At 36.5% G+C, this 22,439-nt stretch carries 33 protein-coding genes and 4 tRNA genes; 18 read left to right on the top strand and 19 right to left on the bottom strand.

From position 1 onward, the window contains the following. Window positions 1-8: 8 nt before the first annotated feature. The 19 genes from B9N71_RS10500 to B9N71_RS10415 all read right to left on the bottom strand — a co-directional run bounded on the left by B9N71_RS10500 (window position 9) and on the right by B9N71_RS10415 (window position 10,866). Entirely contained in the window at window positions 9-491 is a 483-nt protein-coding gene (locus B9N71_RS10500) for a phage virion morphogenesis protein (RefSeq protein ID WP_085165897.1), read from the bottom strand. 94 nt (window positions 492-585) lie between these two features. Next, window positions 586-1,812 carry a PBECR2 nuclease fold domain-containing protein gene (locus B9N71_RS10495; RefSeq protein WP_085165896.1) on the bottom strand — a complete coding sequence of 409 codons (1,227 nt, stop codon included), beginning with the start codon at window positions 1,810-1,812 and terminating at the stop codon, window positions 586-588. After that, window positions 1,805-3,301, bottom strand: coding sequence for a DUF935 domain-containing protein (locus B9N71_RS10490; RefSeq protein WP_143422117.1), 1,497 nt, complete (start codon window positions 3,299-3,301; stop codon window positions 1,805-1,807). Before B9N71_RS10490 ends, B9N71_RS10495 begins: the two co-directional genes overlap by 8 nt. Beyond that, the gene (locus tag B9N71_RS10485) at window positions 3,301-4,692 is read right to left on the bottom strand and encodes a terminase large subunit domain-containing protein (protein ID WP_208610490.1); all 1,392 of its coding nucleotides are present in this window, start codon (window positions 4,690-4,692) and stop codon (window positions 3,301-3,303) included. The genes B9N71_RS10490 and B9N71_RS10485 overlap by 1 nt, the downstream gene beginning before the upstream one ends. Beyond that, the gene (locus B9N71_RS10480) at window positions 4,689-5,234 is read right to left on the bottom strand and encodes a phage protein Gp27 family protein (protein ID WP_085165894.1); all 546 of its coding nucleotides are present in this window, start codon (window positions 5,232-5,234) and stop codon (window positions 4,689-4,691) included. Before B9N71_RS10480 ends, B9N71_RS10485 begins: the two co-directional genes overlap by 4 nt. Window positions 5,235-5,236: 2 nt before the next feature. After that, window positions 5,237-5,533, bottom strand: a complete 297-nt coding sequence (locus B9N71_RS10475) for a VpaChn25_0724 family phage protein (RefSeq protein ID WP_085165893.1) — start codon at window positions 5,531-5,533, stop codon at window positions 5,237-5,239. Window positions 5,534-5,539: 6 nt separating this feature from the next. Continuing rightward, complete coding sequence (locus B9N71_RS10470) at window positions 5,540-5,842, bottom strand: DUF2730 family protein (protein WP_065574282.1); 303 nt, start codon at window positions 5,840-5,842, stop codon at window positions 5,540-5,542. After that, window positions 5,839-6,039, bottom strand: coding sequence for a TraR/DksA C4-type zinc finger protein (locus tag B9N71_RS10465; RefSeq protein ID WP_085165892.1), 201 nt, complete (start codon window positions 6,037-6,039; stop codon window positions 5,839-5,841). The genes B9N71_RS10470 and B9N71_RS10465 overlap by 4 nt, the downstream gene beginning before the upstream one ends. Continuing rightward, window positions 6,032-6,202, bottom strand: coding sequence for a hypothetical protein (locus B9N71_RS13695; RefSeq protein ID WP_442345863.1), 171 nt, complete (start codon window positions 6,200-6,202; stop codon window positions 6,032-6,034). The genes B9N71_RS10465 and B9N71_RS13695 overlap by 8 nt, the downstream gene beginning before the upstream one ends. Continuing rightward, window positions 6,144-6,611, bottom strand: a complete 468-nt coding sequence (locus B9N71_RS10460; protein WP_085165891.1) for a hypothetical protein — start codon at window positions 6,609-6,611, stop codon at window positions 6,144-6,146. The genes B9N71_RS13695 and B9N71_RS10460 overlap by 59 nt, the downstream gene beginning before the upstream one ends. Next, window positions 6,604-7,227: a transglycosylase SLT domain-containing protein gene (locus B9N71_RS10455; protein ID WP_085165890.1), complete on the bottom strand. Its 624-nt coding sequence runs from the start codon at window positions 7,225-7,227 to the stop codon at window positions 6,604-6,606. The genes B9N71_RS10460 and B9N71_RS10455 overlap by 8 nt, the downstream gene beginning before the upstream one ends. A gap of 2 nt (window positions 7,228-7,229) precedes the next feature. Continuing rightward, window positions 7,230-7,637, bottom strand: a complete 408-nt coding sequence (locus tag B9N71_RS10450) for a putative holin (protein ID WP_085165889.1) — start codon at window positions 7,635-7,637, stop codon at window positions 7,230-7,232. 84 nt (window positions 7,638-7,721) lie between these two features. Next, window positions 7,722-8,102, bottom strand: a complete 381-nt coding sequence (locus tag B9N71_RS10445) for a hypothetical protein (protein ID WP_085165888.1) — start codon at window positions 8,100-8,102, stop codon at window positions 7,722-7,724. Continuing rightward, window positions 8,092-8,337 (bottom strand): hypothetical protein, encoded by a 246-nt coding sequence (locus B9N71_RS10440; protein WP_085165887.1) that lies wholly within the window; start codon window positions 8,335-8,337, stop codon window positions 8,092-8,094. Before B9N71_RS10440 ends, B9N71_RS10445 begins: the two co-directional genes overlap by 11 nt. An 8-nt stretch (window positions 8,338-8,345) precedes the next feature. After that, window positions 8,346-9,212 carry an LAPAL motif-containing putative phage structural protein gene (locus B9N71_RS10435; protein WP_085165886.1) on the bottom strand — a complete coding sequence of 289 codons (867 nt, stop codon included), beginning with the start codon at window positions 9,210-9,212 and terminating at the stop codon, window positions 8,346-8,348. Between the two features lie 28 nt (window positions 9,213-9,240). Beyond that, window positions 9,241-9,489, bottom strand: coding sequence for a hypothetical protein (locus tag B9N71_RS10430; RefSeq protein ID WP_208610489.1), 249 nt, complete (start codon window positions 9,487-9,489; stop codon window positions 9,241-9,243). Further along, the gene (locus tag B9N71_RS10425; RefSeq protein ID WP_085165885.1) at window positions 9,482-9,868 is read right to left on the bottom strand and encodes a hypothetical protein; all 387 of its coding nucleotides are present in this window, start codon (window positions 9,866-9,868) and stop codon (window positions 9,482-9,484) included. Before B9N71_RS10425 ends, B9N71_RS10430 begins: the two co-directional genes overlap by 8 nt. Window positions 9,869-9,877: 9 nt before the next feature. Further along, the gene (locus B9N71_RS10420) at window positions 9,878-10,462 is read right to left on the bottom strand and encodes a hypothetical protein (RefSeq protein ID WP_085165884.1); all 585 of its coding nucleotides are present in this window, start codon (window positions 10,460-10,462) and stop codon (window positions 9,878-9,880) included. Beyond that, a complete protein-coding gene (locus B9N71_RS10415) occupies window positions 10,459-10,866 on the bottom strand; it encodes a helix-turn-helix domain-containing protein (protein ID WP_085165883.1) in 408 nt (135 codons plus the stop codon). The genes B9N71_RS10420 and B9N71_RS10415 overlap by 4 nt, the downstream gene beginning before the upstream one ends. 93 nt (window positions 10,867-10,959) lie before the next feature. Between B9N71_RS10415 and B9N71_RS10410 the strand changes: the two genes are divergently transcribed. The 18 genes from B9N71_RS10410 to B9N71_RS10330 all read left to right on the top strand — a co-directional run bounded on the left by B9N71_RS10410 (window position 10,960) and on the right by B9N71_RS10330 (window position 22,235). Further along, entirely contained in the window at window positions 10,960-11,151 is a 192-nt protein-coding gene (locus B9N71_RS10410) for a DNA-binding protein (protein WP_065567015.1), read from the top strand. A 45-nt stretch (window positions 11,152-11,196) separates the two neighbouring features. Continuing rightward, window positions 11,197-11,505 carry a helix-turn-helix domain-containing protein gene (locus B9N71_RS10405; RefSeq protein WP_065574272.1) on the top strand — a complete coding sequence of 103 codons (309 nt, stop codon included), beginning with the start codon at window positions 11,197-11,199 and terminating at the stop codon, window positions 11,503-11,505. 5 nt (window positions 11,506-11,510) lie between these two features. Then, on the top strand, window positions 11,511-12,515 hold the full coding sequence (locus B9N71_RS10400) for a hypothetical protein (protein ID WP_085165882.1): 1,005 nt from the start codon (window positions 11,511-11,513) through the stop codon (window positions 12,513-12,515). 25 nt (window positions 12,516-12,540) lie between these two features. Continuing rightward, window positions 12,541-14,319, top strand: coding sequence for a DDE-type integrase/transposase/recombinase (locus B9N71_RS10395; protein WP_085165912.1), 1,779 nt, complete (start codon window positions 12,541-12,543; stop codon window positions 14,317-14,319). Continuing rightward, the gene (locus tag B9N71_RS10390) at window positions 14,319-15,551 is read left to right on the top strand and encodes an ExeA family protein (RefSeq protein ID WP_085165881.1); all 1,233 of its coding nucleotides are present in this window, start codon (window positions 14,319-14,321) and stop codon (window positions 15,549-15,551) included. Before B9N71_RS10395 ends, B9N71_RS10390 begins: the two co-directional genes overlap by 1 nt. Next, complete coding sequence (locus B9N71_RS10385) at window positions 15,551-15,823, top strand: HI_1482 family protein (protein ID WP_085165880.1); 273 nt, start codon at window positions 15,551-15,553, stop codon at window positions 15,821-15,823. Before B9N71_RS10390 ends, B9N71_RS10385 begins: the two co-directional genes overlap by 1 nt. Window positions 15,824-15,842: 19 nt before the next feature. Further along, window positions 15,843-16,364, top strand: a complete 522-nt coding sequence (locus B9N71_RS10380) for a host-nuclease inhibitor Gam family protein (RefSeq protein ID WP_085165879.1) — start codon at window positions 15,843-15,845, stop codon at window positions 16,362-16,364. 2 nt (window positions 16,365-16,366) lie between these two features. Further along, window positions 16,367-16,510: a hypothetical protein gene (locus B9N71_RS13075; protein WP_167370098.1), complete on the top strand. Its 144-nt coding sequence runs from the start codon at window positions 16,367-16,369 to the stop codon at window positions 16,508-16,510. Beyond that, a complete protein-coding gene (locus B9N71_RS10375; RefSeq protein WP_085165878.1) occupies window positions 16,503-16,712 on the top strand; it encodes a hypothetical protein in 210 nt (69 codons plus the stop codon). Before B9N71_RS13075 ends, B9N71_RS10375 begins: the two co-directional genes overlap by 8 nt. Further along, window positions 16,702-17,391, top strand: a complete 690-nt coding sequence (locus tag B9N71_RS10370) for a DUF2786 domain-containing protein (protein ID WP_085165877.1) — start codon at window positions 16,702-16,704, stop codon at window positions 17,389-17,391. Before B9N71_RS10375 ends, B9N71_RS10370 begins: the two co-directional genes overlap by 11 nt. Further along, window positions 17,392-17,835 (top strand): gp16 family protein, encoded by a 444-nt coding sequence (locus B9N71_RS10365; protein ID WP_085165876.1) that lies wholly within the window; start codon window positions 17,392-17,394, stop codon window positions 17,833-17,835. Continuing rightward, the gene (locus B9N71_RS10360) at window positions 17,804-18,310 is read left to right on the top strand and encodes an HI_1489 N-terminal domain-containing protein (protein ID WP_085165875.1); all 507 of its coding nucleotides are present in this window, start codon (window positions 17,804-17,806) and stop codon (window positions 18,308-18,310) included. The genes B9N71_RS10365 and B9N71_RS10360 overlap by 32 nt, the downstream gene beginning before the upstream one ends. Before the next feature lie 3 nt (window positions 18,311-18,313). After that, entirely contained in the window at window positions 18,314-18,676 is a 363-nt protein-coding gene (locus B9N71_RS10355; RefSeq protein ID WP_065636011.1) for a Mor transcription activator family protein, read from the top strand. 310 nt (window positions 18,677-18,986) lie between these two features. Continuing rightward, window positions 18,987-21,668, top strand: coding sequence for a bifunctional acetaldehyde-CoA/alcohol dehydrogenase (adhE, locus tag B9N71_RS10350; RefSeq protein ID WP_085165874.1), 2,682 nt, complete (start codon window positions 18,987-18,989; stop codon window positions 21,666-21,668). Between the two features lie 164 nt (window positions 21,669-21,832). Beyond that, a tRNA-Thr gene (locus B9N71_RS10345) sits at window positions 21,833-21,908 on the top strand. A 33-nt stretch (window positions 21,909-21,941) separates the two neighbouring features. Then, window positions 21,942-22,026 (top strand) — tRNA-Tyr (locus B9N71_RS10340). Between the two features lie 55 nt (window positions 22,027-22,081). Then, a tRNA-Gly gene (locus B9N71_RS10335) sits at window positions 22,082-22,156 on the top strand. A 3-nt stretch (window positions 22,157-22,159) separates the two neighbouring features. Then, window positions 22,160-22,235, top strand: a tRNA-Thr gene (locus tag B9N71_RS10330). Window positions 22,236-22,439: the final 204 nt, after the last annotated feature.

Here is a 22,439-nt window from a genome sequence, read left to right as displayed (position 1 = left end):
ATTGCGTTTTAAGCAAAACCCAAGTGCTCACGCACAACATCGACCAAGAGTAATTTATCTTGAGCGCTAATGCCAAGCCATGGTCTTGCTGGAATTACCACTTGCTTTACAGGAAGTCCTCCCACATTTAATGCATTGCCCCTAACTGGTTTAATTGTACCGCCGAACTGATGAATAGCGCCATAGATTAAGTTTGTACCAAACAACAAAGTATTACCTTCAATCTGCCAATGCAACGTACTTCTTAGATTACCATCTAGTGTTAAAATTTTATCTTTTTGTTTGGGTTTAGATTCTTGATACCACGGTGATAATGCTTGCCAAGGTATACCATCTGGTGATTCTTGGGCATTAAAGCGTGCTTCATGAATATCTAATAACACTTCACCCATGTGATCAAATAAACCAGACATATCATCTATGGCTGCTTCAATATAAAGCATGGCATCAAGCGCATCTTGTATATTAAACTCAATATTTACGCCAGTCATTTTTTCACCTATACTATTTCGAATGTAAGTAAGCAGCTTCTGCCAAAGCCTCAAATCCTTACTTATGCACCTCAATTATGGCAGTGATTGAGGTTTATCGTTTAAACACTCGAACACCGACCCGAAGCTGTTCTAAATATTCAGGGTTATCAGGCGCAAATGTTGTCACACCTAACCAACCATCATCACCCACTTCAAATACCGCAAGCATTGGCTTAACTTCTCCATCAATCATAAAACGAGAAATGTAGCGCCGGCGCACTACAGATTTTTGTAGATGATCAAAGTATTCCATTCTTGTCCAAATTTCATCGGGCAGTTTTAACGAATCCGCAAGTAACAATAAAAATTGCTCACGACCACGTTTTGTAACTTTCAATTCACCAGTTTTGCTAACAGTAAAAAGTTGTTTGCCTATTACTAATGCTTCACCTGCTACATCTTTAAAAATGGTAGGATTATTTAATGTTGCACCAAATTCGTTTAAAAAAATATTTGCATAATCTTCTTCCGTTAACCCTTTTTCTAATATCCTATTTTTACTAACTTCACGAATAGTAGGCCAGTTATCAACGGCTTTAATGGATGGTACACCACGTTTAAGCGTTGGATCGCTATCAAGTGGGTTAGGTACAAATGTATCAAGTCTTGATTGCCCGGGAATATGTTCAAAACTTGGATCAATGCCCTCTGGCACTCTTACAATACGTGGATTACCGCTATTTTCACCAATTACTCTATCAACCCAATTAATTGATGGGGCGGTGTCTGGCCCATCTTTACCCATTCTTTTTAAATCACCTTTAGTTCGCCCACGAACACGACATTGACAACCATAGCCATTGGGTGGAAAGTGAGTATTCCACCAAGGATCATTAAAATCTAATACTAGATGATCCCAACTTTGATGAAGTTCTCTAGGGTGTTCAACATAATCACTATGCAAATATTCCATGTATGGAAACTTAGCATCACGTAATTGCTGGTAGCGTCCAGCTTGATAAGATGAATTTAAATTTGTTTCATAGATGATACGAGTACGCCAACTAAAACTACCGTTATAGCTCCAGCCATGTTTTTCGACAATTTCGGCAAAATCCTTTCTAAATTCTTCAAGTGTAGTACCTTGGCTAATTGCTTTATCAATAGCTGCACGAAAATCATTTAGTAATGCATTACGATTTGCCCCCGCCACAACAAAGGCATAATCATGTTCATTATTGTAGATATCTACATAGCTGTTTGTGGGCACATTTGCTTTACGTCTGAAGAATTCAATTTGCTCTTTAAATGGCAACGAGCCATATGCGACATTAACCATTTTTGCTATCCTCAAGTAGTTCTGTGCGACCTGCTAAATTAGCTGCTGTTAATGCTTCAGCCATGACCTTTGCATATTTATCTAATTGCATATCGGGAATTAGCTCAAATAACTTATCACGTAATTCTTCTAATGATTGAACATTATCAACCAGTTCTTTAATTTGATTAATCCATTTATCAGTAACGGGGTGCATCTCAGTATTTAATCGTTGTGACTGAAGTACTGGCGCAAAGTTATTCGGTTGCTGTTCGGCAAAATCAACGTTTTTTAAAGATTGCGCATCAATCGATTCCGCTGGTGCTGGTTGTGGTTTTTCTTCCCATTCCCCGCCGTACGTATCTTGCACATGAGCCAATGTTGGGCGGTAGCCAGTTGATTCAATAATATTTTTATCACGTTCTGATAATGATTTCAGATCCTCAGGTTCATCAAAAATACGTGAAACTTGAGGAACAGCAGCACCGGGAAAATTCATCTGTGTAAACCAAGTACCTGGTCCTCGATTCCAACTCTCACACATTACATCAGAATCTGATTTTGCAATTGAACTTAATACCGCAGCTTGGAGTGATTCATCACCACCGATTGAGCTTGATGCACCACCTGAGGAAGTAATTTGTCCAACGGTTACACGCCGGATAGCTTCGTTCATTGAGTCGTAAAACGCTTTATAATCGCCTGCGCCTGAGCGTGCTATTTGTAGCAATTCAAGCGTCATGCCATCTGGCATGATGATGCCTGAATCGGTCTGAATTGCACGAGTGAGTGACAGTAAGTCCCTTTTTTGTTCTTGTGTTGCACCTGTACTATATTTGCCCACTGCCGTTGGCATGCCGAATTTTTCCAGAAAAATTAGCCAGAACTTAATATCATTGCGTTTAAAAAAGCTTGGCCAGTAAAGCCAGTGAGCCAAGCCTAAGCCGTAGGGTTCATCATCATGATCGGCACCAGTTGCATAATGCCAAAAGTACGGTGCATCACAAGCAACACCTTCATGCATATTATTGGGCGTTAATAAGCGCAGTTCACCCATTGGAGTAAACCGAAAACGACGCCGATCACGAACTTTGATATCGTCAATCCAATATAGATTATCTTTGATGCCATAAATTAACTCCGCCACAGCATAACCGTAAAAAACACCGTAGTGCATTAACTTAGTTACACGGTCAAATCCCACCGACTTCAGTAACTCACTCATAGCTTCAGCAGCTTCGGTATCAATTGGTTTATCGCCTCCGGGTTCCACTTTCCATTCGCGAGAGATTACTGCATCTTGACGTTGGGTAAATGCTGACTTGACTTCATCATCATTCAATACTTCTTTATAAATATCTAAACGACCGCCACCCCGATTACGAAGAACACTATCATCTGGTAGCGCTAGCGAACCAATATACAATTTAGTAATATCATTATTTTCACCTGTGCCTGCCAGCTCTCGTCCTGTTTCAACATGTGGCTTTTTACCTTTAAACCATAACATTAAATAAATCCTCCAAAATCGTTACCGCCACGTACCGTGCCAAAGCCTGTATCAGCTGTTTCCAGTTCTGAGCTACCCGAATATTGATTCAATGAACGGTAAGAATCACGATATCCAAGTGACTGATATTCAATTTCATACCTATCTTGGCTAGCTGCATTAATTGCAAGAAAGGCAGCCCAAGTTCGATCAGCATGACCATTACTATCAGAATCAGCAACAAAACGCGGTTGCCCCGTTGCGCCAGTCACTTTTTTCAACTTATGCAAATCAGCACGAAGTGCATTATTGCCGGCTGGGATACGAATTTTTCTATCTTGAAAAGCTTGTTTACCTTGTGTTGCTAATGTTAATTTATTGGGAGCGGTAAATAGCACACCTTCAACGACCATTTCACCATAGCGCCGTTTAGCATCCTCCACCGGTTTTTCACCCATACCTGTTTGGTCCATACAGATACGAATAACACGATAACGTCTAAAAACATCATCAAGCAGTAAATCTTGCTCAGCAAAAGAGAGTCGCTTTCTCTCAATAATTTCACGAGTCCAAAAAACATCGCCCACTTGTTCAATGACCCAAATAACAAATAGGTCATTACGTGCAGCAATATCAACACCAACAAAACAAGGATTGCCTGTATAGTGTTCAGGAACTCCTGCTTTTTCATCTTCAACGCTAGTAATTAAATCAAAATCAAGCCAACTGCTGGCTTCATCAAGCCACTTGAGTTCAAACTCTTGTGCCCATAAATCATCATCACCGGCACCTTTGCGTAATTCCTCAATATTTCGAGGTAACCCATCATTAACGCATTGATAAATATCCGCTACATGGCGTGACCAACCATCATCTTTACCAGTCATCAGTTCATAGAACTTATTCCCTTTACCATTGGGAGTGCTGATCACACGCAGTTTTAAGCCGGGTTTAGATATAACAGGGAACAGTGCTTTCCAAATGGCACGGCTATCTTGATGAAAGGCAAATTCATCCAGTAAAACACTAGCACTAAAGCCACGAGCAGTATCAGGATTTGCAGGCAATGCTGTGATTTTACTACCACCAGGTAATTCAACTTCTAACGCTCGAATATTGGCATCCCAATCATAATCGAGTTCTTTAAAACCTGCGGACATTGCACGCAGATGAACTTTAACCCCCTCATTCATGGCTTCACGTGCTTGACGTTCACCACGTGATAAAATAACCCAACGCGCACGTTTACCTTGAGCTTCAGCTCGCAAACAGTCGAGTACAATTTGCAATGTACTGGTAAAGGTCTTACCGCATTGTCGAGAGAACATTGCAATAGCAAAACGGCTGGTATCATTAACCCATCGCTTTTGGTAATCATATAATTTAAGAGCTGGTTCGGTTTGTGTTGTCATAAGTCATACGCCGCTTTAATTACTTTTGCTAACATCTCAGCTGGTACTTCGCCTGTTTTTTCTAGCTCATTCAGTTTTTCTTTTTGCTCACGCAATAACTTTTCACGTGCTGCTTTCTCTATTTCCTGCCTCTCTTTAAAACTTAATTGCCTTGCTTGCATGGCTTCTTTGGCGGCTTTTGCTAAAAAGCTAATTTCCTTGATAGTGATATCTTCCGATTCATGTGCCTTAAATGCGGCACGCGTTGCCAGCGTTGTAACAGCTTGTGCAAGTAGTGCCCCTGATTTATCATCAACACTATCACCAAGCTCATCCACCAAAATACGTGATGCTGTTTCAATTTCACGTAAGCTATTGGTCATTTCATTAAAACCTTTTTGATAGCGGTGAAGGCTAGAACGGCTTGGCGTATCAGTACTGGGAAACGTTTGTTGCAGTTCGGCAATCATTTCATCAAGAGTAAGTTGATCGGCTCGTAATAATTTTTCGATATATGTTCGAACTTCTGGCTCTAGCTTGTGAATTGTCGATTTACGTCCCATAATTAAGCTCCTGCGCTTGGACGTTTTACACCAGGCACAACAACTTTACCGGTGGTCACATCAGCACCAAAATCGGTTAAACGTGCAACAATAACACTACCAATTGTTTCGGTTTTAATTAAGTCTTGTTGTCCAAGCCAACTTAAATGGGTTTTAACTTGATCACGACTAATAGCGTGGCCATAGTGATCTAACGCACTATAGATAATGCTAGAATTACTGCTATAACTTGGCATTTCATATAAGATACGCAAAATAACCAAACGTTGATCTTCTTTTAAAAATTCAGCGTAGCTCATAATTCCTCACTTGTTCTTTAATAAAAATTGGTTAATGTTATCTAATTGACGAGATAATCCTGAAAGCCGATCAGATAACTGATTTAAAGTAGCTTCATTGCTACTTAATTTTTCAATCAATTTGGTTACCTGATGCTGAGTTGGTAATGACTTAACCGTCTCTTCAACTTGTGTTACTCGAATACGTAAGTCTAGTAGCTCTTTTTGGCTAGCCGATTGACGTCCAATTAACCATGAGTAAACACCAACCACCGCCATTACAGCCCATTGCAGAAACTGCCAGTTAAAGGTAAGTTCATTAAAATTCATCGTTTATTCCTTTTTTCTTCCAATGCTGCACATTCAATACATAAATCAGTAACGACTAACTTTCGACGTTCTTCAGCTATAGGCTCTTCACAGATTTGACAATACAGGCTCGATACTCCCGTCTTTGCTTGATGTTTTGCTAGTATTCGTTCTCGTGCTTCCATTTCAACAGTTGATGCTAAATCAGCGTTATCCATTGTTTACCTCGTTGATATATTTTATTAGTTCAATAAGTCGACCTGAGCACTGACCGTATTGATCATAAAGCTGTTTTAAGGCTTGAGCTAAACCGTCAGCCGTATTATTTCGCCGTTTTACGGGTAATTCGCATGGTACCGTCAGTTGTGCTGGTAAAACCATGGGTTGTTGCTTGTGCGGCATTTGCACGGGCTGAGTCGATGAACTGCAAGACACTATCATCAAACACGCAATGAGTGCGATCATTAGCCGTTTTGTTAAGTGCATCTTGTAATGCTTGAGTTGATTGTTCATCATATAATTTCCTTTCTGCTATCTGCTGTGACAATGAATAACTTGCATCATTAGCAGTTTTAGTTAGTTGCTTTGTACTCTCAATAAATTGGCTTAAAGTATTCATTGCTTGTTGTGCTTCTAAAGCAATATATTCTTGTTTGGCCATTGATTTGCCATGGCTGATACCTAATCGGTAAAGCGCACCCAAACCAACAACCAAAATTATTCCCAACAAAAAATAATTTTTACTGCCCACAAAAAAGCTTTTGATTAATTTGCCTATATTTCTAATCATCACAAACTCCTAAACCCCAATTTTCATTTATATAAACAGGTTGCCAACGGTAGATAATGCGAATCGGATAATCACGGTTTTCTTTAAAATTAATACTTTTACGACCGCCATTTATATTTTCAACGACTCCCCAGTAATGTGTTGCATCTTGGTATTCTCGTTTTGCTCGCTGACGATCACGATTTATCCAGCCAAGCCCACCGTTATATGCTGAGAGCGTGAATCCCCATCTATCACAATCACTCGCCGTTGCATTAATACGCTGATATAACCAATAATCATATTGAACTAAGGCACGCAGTGCCCAAGATGGGTTATAAGGTTCGTTGCTACCCAATGATTTAGGGTAAGCCCCCGCAATCCAATCCGCCGTAGTTGGCATAAACTGAGCTAATCCTTGAGCACCCACATGTGATTTTGCGTTTACTTTCCATCGAGATTCCTGATGAATTTGCGCTGCAAATAATGAAACAGGTGCATCAAGACCAAATATTGCTCGTGCATTACGTGTCAGTTCCCGTTGATGTTGCTTAGCATCATTTGGTACACCTGCTATAGCAGGTGCTAAATGACAACTAAACAGCATAAACACAATAATTAAAGTTAAATAACGCATGGCTATAATCCAAGTGTTACGCCAAGGATTACAGCAAAAACAATTAATGCACGGCGAATTAAAACAACCGCAAAAATCATCCGATAAGGTTCTAATACAGGATATTCGGCTAAGTAATTGGCATTTGATTTGTCATACAATCTACCGTCTTTTTTGTATTTAATTTGATAGAAGTTTTTACCATCTTTTTTCCAATCAGTGCAAAGATAACTACCTGGAGAAGAATAAGGAAAAAGGGCACGGTCAAGGTGATAACCAACAACAGCAGAAAGTAAAACAAGAGATAGTTTATAAACGACGACTGGTAATTGCTGAGGTGATAATAATGTTATGATTAATAAAAGAATAAATGAAACTACATACCATTTTAATAAGCGAATTTTGGATAATTTTTTGATAGGGTGTTCCATAAAAAACCTCATAATTAAATTAATGTATGAGGTTATTATGATCTTACTTACTTGAAATGTAATTTGAACGGGGGCAGATTAATTTTAGTCTTCCAAGCTCTTTTTAAAGTCATTTTGACAAGCATTCAATTGTAATTGATAAATATCAAGTTCTTTAGATAAAATATCATCTCGCAATTCTTCTAATTCAACTCTTTTTTCATCAGAGATATCCATGCCAAGCTGTTTATTTATCTTTTCCAAATACTCAGTTTGCGCATGTTCGTATCTACATTTTTCTAAACTTTTGAATGAATAACGAGAGGAAAAAACAACAATATAATAAGCAATAAAAACGGAAACTGCAGGGCTGTAAGTTTTATACCCAATAGTCCATTCATGTAAAGCGCACAGGTTATCTAACAACGGTGTAAAAACAGACACCAAAAAAGCCTGAAAAGCTAAATAGGCCTTTTTACTTAGCACGATGCTTTCCTCGTGCTAATTTTTGTTTTTTTCTTATATCCAAAATTTCATCAATAAAATTTTCATCATCTAGAAATAATTTTTTACTATGTTTTAAACCATTGTTATCAGTTACAGTTAATTGAATATATTTTAAAGGTTTAAATTTAGTATATAACCAAACTATCCCACCTTTAACTAATAAGATGGTTACGATGAATATTGTTATACAAGTTACAATATCAAAAATGGACATAATTTTACCTAAATTATTCTGCGCTCTTTAGCTGCACGATGCCTAATAACTCTATCAATAGAATAAGTTGTTTTTGTTATTATATCTTCTTCTGTTACTGTTTCTGTTCGTAATAATACAACAAATAAATCATCTTTGGAAAATCTAGTTTGATTTGTATTAACACGTTCTAAAAAATTTTCATCATTCATCGCTACTGTAATTTGTTCACCTGAAGGTAAAATAATGCTCCATCCTCTAACTGAAGAAAAATTAACTTTTGCGAAATGTACATTCACTTCTTTTTCTTCTGTTTCTATATCTTTTTGAACGAGAACATTCTTTTTTTTAAAGCTTTTTGCTGAGTTTTTTTCCACTTCTGTAAGTATTTCTTGATCATCTGATTTTAATTTAAATAAAGATGATTTCTCAGTTTGTAATGGTTTATAGACTAACTGGTCAATTTCTTTTCTTATAGCTTGGCTTGTTAGTAATTTTTTTACATCTTCTGTACATTCAAGTTCTTTATTACCAACTGTTAATTTAGATATACCAGATCTTTTATCTGTGTTAATTTCAGCTATCTTTTTACCTTTAATTATATCAAGCGCAGCCCAAATGGATCCAATTGCTGTTGCAGTACCTGTTGTTAAACCTAAGGCTTCTAATGTATTTCGTGATATATCTATAGCTTCACAGATAACTTCAAAAGAGCCTTCTTTATGGGCTTTTACTGTAAGTTTAGGGGATGCACCTTCACCATTTAATAATTTATCTGAATGCTCTATTAGTGTGGCTAGTGAAGAAAGTGCATTACCTAATGTTCTGGCATCAATTTGATTATCCGAGTATGCGTCACCACCATAAACAATTGAAAATTCTGTTTGATTTGTCATTATTTAATTCCTTACATAAAAATATTTTTTATTCGCTACAATTCTTCTCTTCAACTTCTTTTAATTGCGCCAACCGCCTATTCGCACTTTTCAGCGCTTCACCTTTTTCAATAACATTACCAACCCCAAAATCACCTAAAAAGGATAGAACGGAACGACCATCAAATTTACTTTCTTTGTCAACATGTTCTATAAAACCTTGAACTTTTGCTTTTTCTAGTGCTATTTCACGGCAAGTCATGGTGTCTTTTTCATATTGAGTTAGCTCACTAACCATCAATAATCTTCATTTTCTCAATAACTTCAAATCTATCTGTGTTTGTTAAATGGCTAACTTCCTCAACACCACCTTGGGATAAAAGTAATCCACTTATTTCAGATGGATTTTTGTAGATTGCAAACTCATATTCTTGAAAACCAGTAAACGCACCATACCCATTTTTAGCATTAATAAATACAACATAAACAGTTACATCATGACCATCTATTTTTCCTTGCATATAGCCTTTAAATATATATTGCGCACTATCTGGATCTTTCAGTTTACCCATCATATAGTTTTTTATTTTTTCCTCATATTCAGGATGAGAATTGCAACCAACTAATAAAAAAATGCTAAATATAATTGAAATGCAAAATAACCATAATTTTTTCATCTTTAATCCTTAAAAAATAATCGCCCCAAAAATAAAACCCACGGCAAATATTGCTAACGTGGGTTTTATTTGAGTTCTGAATAAAGTTATTGTTTGGTTATATAAATTTTGATTATTTAATTTCTCTAAATTAGAAAGTTCTTCAACATAATTTAATACATTTTGTAACTGCATTTTATTAAGCCGTTTTAAATCTGAAGTACAAAATTGCCGCTTACTGTAATGATTCATCTTATTTTTTAATTCATCTTTGTCATTAATTTCACAAAGAATCAAATGGATAAGCATTTTGCAAGATGCTTTTTCTTTAGCTGCTTCAAATTCATCTGTTAAAAATTTATCGGCAATAGGAAATTGTGAAACAGTTATTTCATTAATACTACAAACACCAAGAGTAGCGTGTAGTTTAAGCCATAGTTCTCGTGCCGTTAACTCCCCATAGTTTTCAATATCAGAAATTAAACTATGAAGCGATTTTCGTTGAGCGGGAACCAACGGGCGAGTATCTAACTCATCATCATTACTTGACGTAATATTATAAATATCTCTACCAGCTATTTGTTCTGCCGTATTATCCTGAAGTCCAACCGTCACTTTGTTTTCCGCCTCCTAGTTGTATAAATATTTCCACCAGCAATTTGACCTTCACCTCGAATTGTATTATTCGAAATATTAACCCCTGCCTGCTGAGCCGTTCCTGCCGTTAGTGCACCTAAGGCTGCCGCTTTAATTGCCAATGGTGCTATTCTAAATTTGTCAATTAAATCTTGCTCATCAACAGATAAATTATTTGTTGTTCTAATACCAGTTACAACATATTGAACATCTAACCCAAAATTAGCTAATGTAGATAAATATAACGCATCAGGAAATCTCTCACCTTTTTCATAATTAAGTTGAGTTAATTTCTTTACATTAGCAATTTCTCCCATAGCAACTTGGCTAAGTCCCATACGTTCACGTTCTTCTTTTAGTCTTAATCCGATATTTTTTTGCATACTTTTTATCTTGACAGGTATAAATATTTATACCATAATTTAACACATAATTTATAAATCACTTATTAATAACTTATATCAAAGGAGCTAAAAATGTCTAAAGTTCTCACTCCCGAACAAGTTAAGCAACAATTTCAACAAAAAGGCAAAACTATCAAATCTTGGGCGATTGAAAATGGTTACCACCCCGTTGTTGTTTATAACGTTTTAAATGGTTTAAGCCGTGCTCATCGTGGTAAAACACACGATATAGCAGTAAAACTTGGCTTAAAACAAGCTTACTAATGCTGATTGTAACAGTTTTTCATATACAGAAAAAGGGCGAAAAACATGAACAAATCACAAATTTCGACATCTGGCACTCGAATACTTAAGGTACTAAAAGCGCTTAAAGGTTATACGTTAACGGGTTTATCTAATGGCGATATCGCAAAGATGATTAATGAATCACCTGTTAATGTAACGCGTTCACTTCAAACACTAATCGAGGAAGGACTAGTAATTAAGTTAGATAATGGTTTGTTTGCTCATAGTGTGCAAATGTTGCAAATAGCCCAAGCGCATGCAATTCACATCACTAAAATGCAAGACCAAATAACAGAAATCAATCAGCGTATTACTGCTGGTTCAAGAGGATAACTAAAATGGCAAGACAAGCAAACAAAGCAAAAGAAGAAATTGAACTACCTGCAATTGATGAGCAAGGGATTAATGATGCAATGAATACCGTGACTACTATTCAAAGTGAATATAACGAAGAACGGGATCTAGTTAATCAGCTTTTGGGGCAAGTTCAGATGGCTGACTCATTCAGCCAATTTTCGAAAACGGTTTACGTTTCGAAATTAGCATATGTTAAAGAAAATCAATTGTATAAAAATTTAAAAGGTCGCAAAAACGTAAACGGTTTACTTTTTTCTGGTACATGGGAAGAATTTTGTCAATTATTGGGAATGTCACGAGTTAAAGTTGATGATGATATTGCTAATCTAAGGATATTAGGCGAAGAAGCCCTTGAGTCTATGTCTCGTATGGGCATCGGCTACCGTGAATTACGCCAATATCGTAAACTGCCCGAGGACCAAAAAACGGCATTAATTGAAGTTGCTAAAGCAGGCGATAAAGAAGCCTTAGTTGAGTTAGCAGAAGAATTTATTGCTAAAAATGCTAAAGAAAAAGAGCAACTCAAAAAAGAAAATAGTAATTTGCAAGCTGACTACAAAGCATTAAGCAAACGTAATGCTGATGTAGCGAAAGAAAAGGAAGAATTAGCAATAAAACTGGCTCAATTTGAAATGAAAACCGTACCACTAGATGAGCGTTTAGAGCCGTTTAAAAAACAGATAGCAGAAACACAATCACGCATGGATAAGCTATTTGAAGAACAAAGGCAGTATGTAGACATTATGTATAAATTGATGCTCGAAATACTGGAGAATGACCCTGATTACGATCCCGAAAAACCATATTCATTGCCTGAATCAATGCAAATTGCATTATTAACATTGAATGGTTCAGCCGTATTAACTTTAGATCAAGCTCGCTATGTACATCGTGAACTTTGGAGCAAATTTGATAGCGATATTATAGAAGCTCAACAGCGACAAGAATCTTTAGTAAATGAGAATATCCAAGATTTATATAAATGATATTTCATATCAAGGGAATTTAAAAATGGTATCACCTAATATTCGCAACTATTTAAATGAATTAGCAATCAAGCTAGATAACACAGATTTTGGTTCAAGAAGCGCTATTATGAGTGAAGCTCAAGCCTTTTTAGGTATTTCTAAACAAACTATTTACCGACAATTAAAAGAGTTTTGTGGTTGGTCAAGTGATCGGAAATGCAGAGCTGATAAAGGTGATACAAGTGTTTCTGATATTGCTTTAAATGTGGTCGGAGCAATATGTAAAGAGTCGGTGCGTGATAATGGTAAACAAACTATGTTTACAACAACAGCAACAAGTATTGCAAAACAAAATGGTTATGAAATTGGTGTAAGTACTAATCATTTTACTAGGTTATTACGAAACCGCAAAATGAATGTAAAAGCACAACAAGTGGCAAATCCTGTTCAGTCATTACGTGCATTACATCCTAATCATGTGCACGAAGTAGATCCTTCTCTATGCCTAATTTATTACATGAAAGATAAACAACATATTATGCGTGACCGTGATTTTTATAAAAATAAGTTAGGAAACTACGCAAAAGTTAAATACAAAGTCTGGCGTTATACTTTGTATGATCGCGCATCGGGCATGATTATACCGTGGTATGTAGAAGCAGCTGGCGAAAACCAACACTCATTATTCCAGTTTTTAATGTTTGCTTGGGGTGAGCAAGATGGGCGGTTATTTCACGGTGTACCAAAGCTATTGTATTGGGATAAAGGTTCAGCAAATACATCATCAGCAATCAAGAACTTGCTAGACCATTTAGAAGTTAAATATCTAGAACACGAAGCAGGTAATGCACGAGCTAAAGGCGGTGTAGAAAATGCCAACAATATCATCGAAACACAGTTTGAAAGCCGTTTAAAATTTCAACCAGTTAACTGTATTGATGAGTTAAATCATGCAGCAATGAACTGGGCGGAGGCATATAACGCTAATCGTTTACCTGGGCAAGATACACGTTTGCGTCGTATTGGGTTATCAGAACCTGTATCACGCCAAGCGCTCTGGCAACATATTACGGCAGAACAATTACGTACATTGCCATCTATAGAAGTTTGTCAGGCATTAATGGCAAGTCGTGAGCAAGAGCGCCAAGTTAAGTCTGATTTAACCATTAGTTTCAAACATCCACAATCAGAATCATCATTAGTCTATAGTTTAAAAGGCTTAGAGGGTATTGCTGTTAAAGATAAAGTCAGTGTGCGTTCATTAGTTTACGGTGATTGTGCTATTCAAATTGAAGTCCCTCGTTATGACGGCGAGTCATTAATCTACCGTATTGAGCCAGACCGCAATTTTGATAAGTTTGGACAACGTTTAGATGCACCAGTGATTGGCGAAGAATATAAATCGAAAGGTAATACCGAGATTGAACAAGCAGCAAAAGCGATGGATCAAGTAGCATACCCAAACATGACCGAAGATGAAATCAAAAAAGCAAAGCAAAAACAAGTAGCACCGTTCGGCGGTCAGCTCAATACACTCAGTTATCTAGATGATATTAATCATCCTGCCTACTTTGAACAAAAAGGCAATGAAATTGAAACACCGGAACATTTAAAGCCAGCTACAACAACATTAACGCTAACCGCAGCTTTAATGCGTATTACCAGTTCAATCGGTCGCAGATTAACAACTGATGAAAATAAATGGTTATCGGCTCGTTATCAAGATGGTGTTCCTGAAGATTCGTTAGATTCACTAATTCGTACATTTACAACACCTGTTGCAGTCGGTGACGGTACGACAGGGTTTAGGAGTGTTAAATAATGCTGAAATTAAAAAGCGTAATGACGCAATTCAATATCAAACAGGCACAACTCGCCAAGCATATTGAATACAAAGGCAATTCAATCAGCCAAGCAGTAATTAGCCAGCTCGTTAATCACAATATTTGGCCACGCTCTATTAAACGTGAAGAACTAGAGCAGAAGATTGAAAAGGCATTAATAAAATTAGGTTTAAGCAATGATTATTTACTAAATATTTTTGAAGAAGAAACTGACACAGCCGAAATCTTGGCGGACGACGCTGTGCCAGTTGACTCAAATGAAAAACACTTAACAAAGGAGTCAGCCTATATGTTACTACGAAAACAAACTATAAATCGAGATGCACGGGCACATTTCCGCATTCCTAGGGATCCATTTACGGATGAAATGACCGAAGATGCCGACGTTTATCTATCCGATGATATCCGTTATGTACGTGCAGCAATGCGTCAAACGGCAAAGCATGGGGGCATGTTGGCAGTTATTGGTGAATCAGGTAGCGGTAAATCAACACTACGCCACGATTTAATTGATTGGATCAATATTAATCATGAACCAATAACAGTTATCGAGCCTTATGTACTTGGTTTAGAAGATAACGAAGTCAAAGGTAAATCACTAAAAAGTATGGATATTAGTGGTGCAATCATCAATGCGATTGATCCACAAGCAAAACCAAAACGCAGTGCTGAAGCACGAGCAAGGCAAATGCATGAACTACTCAAGAATAGTGCGTTATCAGGTCGTAAACATTTAATGATTATTGAAGAAGCTCATGGTTTATCAATTCATACGCTTAAGCATTTAAAACGCTTTTATGAGCTACAAGAAGGTTTTAAAAAATTACTGTCAATTATCTTGATTGGGCAAACAGAGCTACAAACAAAACTATCAGAATACAACCCTGAAGTTCGTGAAGTGGTTCAGCGTTGTGAAGTTGTGAACTTAAAACCACTTGATTTTAAAGTTGAAGAATATATCAAGCATAAATTTTCACGTGTTGATATGGACTATACAACGTTATTTGATTTATCTGCATTTAATGAAATCATCAATCGGTTACGTGTTGCAACAACACGTCGAGGTGAAAAGCAAGTGCGTTCATTATGTTATCCATTAGCAGTAAATAACCTTGTTTCTAACGCATTAAATCTAGCTGCACGCATTGGTGCGCTAAAAGTTACAGGTGAAGTAATTGTTGAGTGTATCAAAGACCGAGGAGATATCTGATGAAAAAGAACCAACTCATCAATAATAGCATCAATGCGGTTAATAATGCTGTAACTATATTATCTAATGAAGAATTTACCGTCATTGGTTTTTATCATGATTCACTTTCAAAGCCAACTATTGAAATTGAGCATCACCCAAAGTGCAATAAGTTTATAGCTGTGGGTAAAGCGATGTATTACCGACATGAAGGTTATTACAGGTTTGGGCAATTTGAATTAAATGGCTGCCGAGTTATATGGAAAGAACGCGATATTAGTCGTTTGCATTAATCGAATAGGAGCTATAGAAATGATAAAGACTAAAAAACGTATTAAAGCTACCGCATCAATCTATGTTGTGCAATCAAAAGATCAAGCAACAGAGGCTATTAAATATTTAGGCGATATACAGCGTGAATTAATCCGATTAGAAACCGAAATGAACGATAAGATCGCTGAAATTACTGCAAGTTATTCATCAAGTATTGAAGTATTAAAAAAGAAGTCAGTAGAAATACAAAAAGGTATCCAAATTTGGTGCGAAGCAAACCGTGATGAATTAACCAACAATGGCAAAGTTAAATCAGCCAATTTAGTTACTGGTGAAGTGCAATGGCGCAATCGTCCACCATCGTGTGTTATTCGGGGGTTAGAAACAGTTATAGAAACCCTGAAAAAGCTAAAATTGGAACGATTTATTCGTACAAAAGAAGAAGTTAATAAAGAAGCTATTTTAAACGAACCAAATGTAGTAGCACATGTTCCTGGCATCACTATCAAAAAAGATGTAGAGGATTTTGCGATAGTACCTTTTGAACAGGAGGTTATTTAACTATGCAAAAACAAGATTTTTATATTTTGCATCAATTTATATTAAGCCAGACAGCTAATTTTATAGTTCACTGTAAAGAGTATGGTTTATCTGAATTTGAAGCTGATCGCATCATCGACGAGCTAGAGGAATTAGCAAATGGCTAAATTCTCTAGCCCAAAACGTTATATGCCCGACCATTATATTTCAATCAGTCATGAACATTCATTTATGCGTGAAGTAACTGGTCAGGGCTATGTTGATGGAAAGCTGTACGATGAACTTTATGCTGAATATATAAAATTAAAATCAGTTAAAACATTGAAACAGCGTTTTGTTAGTTTTTTAAGGTGTTTTTATGACAAATAATAATGAAAAGTATATTGAAAAAATCAAAAAACTTTTAGCTTTAGCAAAATCAACAAATCCAAACGAAGCTGCTATTGCAATGAATCAAGCCATCAAATTGATGGTAAAACATAATATTAGTAATAAAGATGTGGAATTATCTGAAATTGAGGAACATGTGTCAAAACATGCCCCTTCAAATGCAGAAAAACCACCAAGATATTTTTCAATATTAGTAAGTATCATTTCAAGCGCATTTGGTGTTCGAGCTTACTTTACTTGGGAAAACAATAAACGAAAGGTTTCATTTTATGGACTTAGGGAACGACCACAATTAGCAGCTTATACCTTTGACGTTTTAAGTGTTCAATTAGTTAAAGCTCGAAAAGAATTCTTATCGCAACAAAATGGTAATTGTAAAAAAATCACTAAAATCAACCGAGCTGATGCGTTCTGTGTTGGCTGGGTTAATGGTGTTTATCAATTAATTGAAGATTTTGCAATGACTGATGAGGAACTAAATCTATTAGCTGAATATAGAAAGACAAAAGATTTATCACCAGCTAAGGTTAGAGATGCTAAAAAGTGTAATGGTTCAGACTCTTCACAATTTATTGGTTATTTACAAGGTAAAACCGCTCAATTGAATCATGGTGTATCAAGTTCAGGTTATTCTTCATCACTAATAGGGGTTAAATAGATGAAATCTAAATACATCAAGCTGATTCATATTGCAAAATCTCAACTTAATCTGGATGACGATACCTATCGTCATCTATTACTGAATATAACTAAAAAAACTAGCACCAAGGATATGACTGTTTGGGAACTGGAAAAAATTCTAAATAACCTGAAATCAAAAGGTTTTAAAGTTAAATCATCAAAAAAAACAGGGAAGATAACTGCTACAGAACCAGTTCATAAAAAAATACGCTCATTATGGCTAGAGCTAGCTGATGTAGGTGAAGTAAAAAACCGCTCAGAAAAAACTATCAATTCATATGTAAAACGTATTACTGGTGTTGAAGTGATGGATTGGCTTACCCAAAAACAAGCAATGGTTGTAATTGAAAGCCTAAAAAGTTGGCTAGAACGCGTAAAAAGGAATAAAAATGAAATTAACACGTTGCCCAATTTGTCATAACGAAATTAATTTAGAAGCATTAGTCGAAGATGATTCTGGCAGAGAATTACTTATATTAGTAAGTAATTTAAACTATGGCTGTGCTAAACCGATGATTGCCTATATTGGTTTATTTCGTACTCAAAAATCAAATTTAAGTAACTCACGAGCAGTAAATTTAATAAATGAGGTACTACAACTTTTTCAACCAAGTAGACATCTAGCTCACGCGCTACGGGAAACAGTTAATAATATTCACGCTAAGCGTTTAACTAGTGAGTACAAACCGTTTAAAAATCATAATTATCTAAAGTCAGTTTATGATTCTACTAAGCATTTATTTGCATATGTTGAACATAAAGAAGAAGACAAACCAGCTCGTAGCAGTAATGAAGAGTATTTTGAACAGATGTATAGAGCCGGTATCGATTTTAATAAATTAGAAAAAAATATACCCGGTGCACTAGATTGGTATAAGAACAAAACAGGAGCGTAAATTATGACTAAGTCTGCAATATCTATTAAACGTCACGAACTGCTAACGCATATATCATTATCTGTGGCTAATGAAGCCATGGATTATGGTCTACCTGAAGATATTGCAGCTCATCTTGGCGATAGTATTGCAAATACAATTTCAGAACTGTTCGGCGGTCAGAATATCACATTTCCACGCGACTACAGATTTAAACTAAACCAACGTGACTTGCAAATCTATGACGCATTTAAAGGCAATAACTACGCAGAACTAAGTCAAAAATATAAAATGACAGAACGAGGTATCAGAAAAGTAATCGACCGAGTTCATAAACGAATGATAAAAGAAAAACAACCAACACTGTTTGAATTTAATGACGCCTAATTAATTTTTAGAGCAAAATTTTTTAGGCAATTTTTTATTTCATATTTTGTAACACTTTTTCAAAAAACAATTTCATTATTTCCCTGTTTATTTTGTTATATCCCATTTATCTCATCATTCTGTTATTATTTATCATGTTCTATTTCACTTTTCGTAACATGCTTTTTTTTATTCAATATATTATTGTATAAAGTAAAAATCTGATTTACGATAACGTCAATTTCGTTTTGTCATTATGCTTAAGCATTAAATAGTTTCAAGGAAGACGCCAAACGATCCCGATTTATTTTTTAATTTCAAGGAGAAATCTATGGCAGTAACTAACATGAATGAGTTAAATGAGTTAATGGCTCGAGTCAAAAAGGCACAGGAGACTTATTCAACTTATACTCAAGAACAAGTCGACAAAATCTTTGTAGCAGCTGCGACAGCCGCTGCTACGGCACGTATTCCACTTGCGCAACAAGCTGTTGCAGAGTCAGGAATGGGAATTGTCGAAGATAAGGTCATAAAAAACCTTTTTGCCGCTGAGTATATTTTAAATAAATATCGTCACGATAAGACTTGTGGAGTCGTTGCTGAAAATGAACCATTCGGTACTATTACTATAGCAGAACCACTTGGTATTATTTGTGGAATTGTTCCAACAACTAACCCAACTTCAACTGCGATTTTTAAATCATTAATTAGCTTAAAAACTCGCAATGCAATTGTCTTCTCTCCACATCCTCGAGCTAAAAAATCAACTATTGAAGCTGCTCGAATTGTATTAGATGCCGCAATTAAAGCTGGCGCACCAAAAGATATTATTGGTTGGATTGACGAGCCATCTATCGAATTATCAAATGCATTAATGCATCACGATGATGTGTCTGCTATTTTAGCAACTGGTGGACCAGGCATGGTAAAAGCCGCTTATAGTTCAGGTAAACCTGCGTTAGGTGTTGGTGCAGGTAATACACCAGTTGTTATAGATGAAACAGCTGATTTGAAACGTGCTGTTGCCTCAGTACTTATGTCTAAGACATTTGATAACGGGATGATCTGTGCATCAGAACAAGCAATTGTTGTTGTTGATTCTGTCTATGATGAAGTACGTCGCTTATTAACTCAATATGGTGCATATGTCTTAAATGCTAAAGAAACTAAAGCAGTACAAGGTATTATTTTAAATGACAAAGGCGCCTTAAATGCCAATATTGTTGGTCAGCCAGCAACTAAAATTGCTGAAATGGCCGGTCTTAAAGTTCCAGCTGGTTCGAAAGTACTTGTTGGCGAAGTAAGTAAAGTTGATTTATCTGAACCGTTTGCCCACGAAAAACTTTCTCCAACGCTTGCTATGTTCAAGGCTAAAGATTTCTCTGAAGCTGTTGATAAAGCAGAAAAATTGGTTGAAATGGGTGGAATGGGGCACACTTCAGTCCTTTATACTGATCAAGATAGCAATCGTGAACGTATTGCTTATTTTGGTAGTAAAATGAAAACTTGCCGTATTTTAATAAATCAACCAGCGGCTCATGGTGGTATTGGTGATTTATATAATTTTGATTTAGCGCCATCTTTAACATTAGGATGTGGCTCTTGGGGGGGTAACTCGGTATCTGAAAATGTTGGACCGAAGCACTTAATCAATAAGAAAACAATCGCTAAGAGAGCAGAAAATATGTTATGGCACAAACTACCAAGTTCTATCTATTTTAAACGTGGCTCACTACCAGTAGCTTTAAGTGAAGTGGTTGAGCAAGGTGCAAAACGTGTATTTTTAGTAACAGATAAATTCCTATTTAATAACGGTTACTCAAAACAAATCACTGATCAATTAGAAGCACAAGGTGTTATTTGTGAAACTTTCTTTGATGTTGAAGCAGATCCAACATTAAGTGTCGTGCGTAAGGGTACTGATTCAATGCAAGCATTCCAACCAGATACAATTATTGCGTTAGGTGGTGGTTCACCAATGGATGCTGCAAAAATCATGTGGGTTTTATATGAGCACCCTGAAACTAAATTCGAAGAGCTAGCATTACGTTTTATGGATATTCGTAAACGTGCTTGCCACTTCCCAAATATGGGGCAAAAAGCAAAATTAATTTGTGTAACAACCACATCAGGTACAGGCTCTGAAGTAACTCCATTTGCCGTGGTTACTGATGATGCAACAGGTCAAAAATATCCATTAGCGGATTATGCTATTACGCCTAATATGGCAATAGTTGATGCAAACTTAGTGATGAATATGCCTCGCTCACTTTGTGCTGCTGGAGGCTATGATGCTGTAACGCATGCTTTAGAAGCTTACGTATCAGTTATGGCAAGTGAGTTTTCTGATGGGCAAGCGCTACAAGCGCTAAGCATACTTAAAGCTTATTTACCAGCAAGTTATAGAGAAGGCGCTAAAAATCCTATTGCTCGAGAAAAAGTGCATAGTGCAGCAACGTTAGCAGGTGTTGCTTTTGCTCAAGCATTCCTTGGCGTTTGTCACTCAATAGCTCATAAAATTGGTGCAGCATTCCATATTCCTCATGGTGTTGCTAATGCGATGTTAATTAGTAATGTTGTCCGTTTTAATGCAACCGACAAACCAACTAAACAAGGTACGTTTAGCCAATATGGTTATCCTAAAGCAGTTAGCCGTTATGCCGAAATTGCTGATCATTTAGGTCTAACCGCAGCTACGGATAATGATGAGAAGAAAGTCGAGAAATTAATTGGTTGGTTAGATCAACTTAGAAAAGATCTTGATATTCCATTTTCTATTAAAGAATTTGGTGTGGATGAAAAAACTTTCTTGGCTCAAGTCGATCAGCTTGCAGTTGATGCCTTTGATGACCAATGTACTGGTGCAAATCCACGTTATCCTCTAATTGCTGAGCTAAAACAGATCCTTCTTGATACTTATTATGGTCGTGCATATCAAGACAAAGGCGATATTAGCGAAGATGTAGCGGTACAAACAGCGGCTAAAGGTGTAGGGACAACTAAAAAAATGTAGTTAAAAAGAAATAACATAAGTTTATTTTGAACTAAATAAAACCCGAAATAAGCATAAATTTCGGGTTTTTTTATGTTTTTGATTTATTTTTAAGCAAACAAAATAAAATTTGTTTTTTTTGCTTGCAAGGTTAAATGTTCTAGTTCATAATGCGCAGCACTTAGGCCGGCTTAGCTCAGTAGGTAGAGCAACTGACTTGTAATCAGTAGGTCGCCAGTTCGATTCCGGCAGCCGGCACCATTTTCCTAAGTAGACAAATTTATAAAGATTCGGGGTGGGGTTCCCGAGCGGCCAAAGGGAGCAGACTGTAAATCTGCCGTGTCACACTTCGAAGGTTCGAATCCTTCCCCCACCACCATCATCTAACATTAGCAATAGCTAATTGAAGCATTTAGGTAGCCGAGTTTGAACATGCGGGCATCGTATAATGGCTATTACCTCAGCCTTCCAAGCTGATGATGCGGGTTCGATTCCCGCTGCCCGCTCCAATTGCTGATATAGCTCAGTTGGTAGAGCGCACCCTTGGTAAGGGTGAGGTCGGCAGTTCAAATCTGCCTATCAGCACCATTCTTGTTAATCTCCTAAACTTCTAAAAATATCAAATTTGCCTGCTTTATAGCTTGTCACTCGGTAACTTTATCTGTTATCATTCAGAGCTAATTTTAAGTTAGTATTATGTTGATATTAAATATGATACTTGGTTAATGTGGTGATTCACCACCGATTTGTATTACATTTGAGGGACGATAAATGTCTAAAGAAAAATTTGAA

Origin of the sequence: Gilliamella bombi (assembly GCF_900103255.1) — a bacterium.
Classification (GTDB): Bacteria; Pseudomonadota; Gammaproteobacteria; order Enterobacterales; family Orbaceae; genus Gilliamella; species Gilliamella bombi.
The sequence above is the reverse complement of the archived record's forward strand: the minus strand, read 5'-3'. Positions and strand labels throughout refer to the sequence as shown.

Coding starts and splice junctions, on each gene's coding strand:
- B9N71_RS10500 (WP_085165897.1), bottom strand. CDS start 491: ATGACTGGCGTAAATATTGAGTTTAATATACAAGATGCGCTTGATGCC.
- B9N71_RS10495 (WP_085165896.1), bottom strand. CDS start 1,812: ATGGTTAATGTCGCATATGGCTCGTTGCCATTTAAAGAGCAAATTGAA.
- B9N71_RS10490 (WP_143422117.1), bottom strand. CDS start 3,301: ATGTTATGGTTTAAAGGTAAAAAGCCACATGTTGAAACAGGACGAGAG.
- B9N71_RS10485 (WP_208610490.1), bottom strand. CDS start 4,692: ATGACAACACAAACCGAACCAGCTCTTAAATTATATGATTACCAAAAG.
- B9N71_RS10480 (WP_085165894.1), bottom strand. CDS start 5,234: ATGGGACGTAAATCGACAATTCACAAGCTAGAGCCAGAAGTTCGAACA.
- B9N71_RS10475 (WP_085165893.1), bottom strand. CDS start 5,533: ATGAGCTACGCTGAATTTTTAAAAGAAGATCAACGTTTGGTTATTTTG.
- B9N71_RS10470 (WP_065574282.1), bottom strand. CDS start 5,842: ATGAATTTTAATGAACTTACCTTTAACTGGCAGTTTCTGCAATGGGCT.
- B9N71_RS10465 (WP_085165892.1), bottom strand. CDS start 6,039: ATGGATAACGCTGATTTAGCATCAACTGTTGAAATGGAAGCACGAGAA.
- B9N71_RS13695 (WP_442345863.1), bottom strand. CDS start 6,202: ATGGTTTTACCAGCACAACTGACGGTACCATGCGAATTACCCGTAAAA.
- B9N71_RS10460 (WP_085165891.1), bottom strand. CDS start 6,611: ATGATTAGAAATATAGGCAAATTAATCAAAAGCTTTTTTGTGGGCAGT.
- B9N71_RS10455 (WP_085165890.1), bottom strand. CDS start 7,227: ATGCGTTATTTAACTTTAATTATTGTGTTTATGCTGTTTAGTTGTCAT.
- B9N71_RS10450 (WP_085165889.1), bottom strand. CDS start 7,637: ATGGAACACCCTATCAAAAAATTATCCAAAATTCGCTTATTAAAATGG.
- B9N71_RS10440 (WP_085165887.1), bottom strand. CDS start 8,337: ATGTCCATTTTTGATATTGTAACTTGTATAACAATATTCATCGTAACC.
- B9N71_RS10435 (WP_085165886.1), bottom strand. CDS start 9,212: ATGACAAATCAAACAGAATTTTCAATTGTTTATGGTGGTGACGCATAC.
- B9N71_RS10430 (WP_208610489.1), bottom strand. CDS start 9,489: ATGGTTAGTGAGCTAACTCAATATGAAAAAGACACCATGACTTGCCGT.
- B9N71_RS10425 (WP_085165885.1), bottom strand. CDS start 9,868: ATGAAAAAATTATGGTTATTTTGCATTTCAATTATATTTAGCATTTTT.
- B9N71_RS10415 (WP_085165883.1), bottom strand. CDS start 10,866: ATGCAAAAAAATATCGGATTAAGACTAAAAGAAGAACGTGAACGTATG.
- B9N71_RS10410 (WP_065567015.1), top strand. CDS start 10,960: ATGTCTAAAGTTCTCACTCCCGAACAAGTTAAGCAACAATTTCAACAA.
- B9N71_RS10405 (WP_065574272.1), top strand. CDS start 11,197: ATGAACAAATCACAAATTTCGACATCTGGCACTCGAATACTTAAGGTA.
- B9N71_RS10400 (WP_085165882.1), top strand. CDS start 11,511: ATGGCAAGACAAGCAAACAAAGCAAAAGAAGAAATTGAACTACCTGCA.
- B9N71_RS10395 (WP_085165912.1), top strand. CDS start 12,541: ATGGTATCACCTAATATTCGCAACTATTTAAATGAATTAGCAATCAAG.
- B9N71_RS10390 (WP_085165881.1), top strand. CDS start 14,319: ATGCTGAAATTAAAAAGCGTAATGACGCAATTCAATATCAAACAGGCA.
- B9N71_RS10385 (WP_085165880.1), top strand. CDS start 15,551: ATGAAAAAGAACCAACTCATCAATAATAGCATCAATGCGGTTAATAAT.
- B9N71_RS10380 (WP_085165879.1), top strand. CDS start 15,843: ATGATAAAGACTAAAAAACGTATTAAAGCTACCGCATCAATCTATGTT.
- B9N71_RS13075 (WP_167370098.1), top strand. CDS start 16,367: ATGCAAAAACAAGATTTTTATATTTTGCATCAATTTATATTAAGCCAG.
- B9N71_RS10375 (WP_085165878.1), top strand. CDS start 16,503: ATGGCTAAATTCTCTAGCCCAAAACGTTATATGCCCGACCATTATATT.
- B9N71_RS10370 (WP_085165877.1), top strand. CDS start 16,702: ATGACAAATAATAATGAAAAGTATATTGAAAAAATCAAAAAACTTTTA.
- B9N71_RS10365 (WP_085165876.1), top strand. CDS start 17,392: ATGAAATCTAAATACATCAAGCTGATTCATATTGCAAAATCTCAACTT.
- B9N71_RS10360 (WP_085165875.1), top strand. CDS start 17,804: ATGAAATTAACACGTTGCCCAATTTGTCATAACGAAATTAATTTAGAA.
- B9N71_RS10355 (WP_065636011.1), top strand. CDS start 18,314: ATGACTAAGTCTGCAATATCTATTAAACGTCACGAACTGCTAACGCAT.
- adhE (WP_085165874.1), top strand. CDS start 18,987: ATGGCAGTAACTAACATGAATGAGTTAAATGAGTTAATGGCTCGAGTC.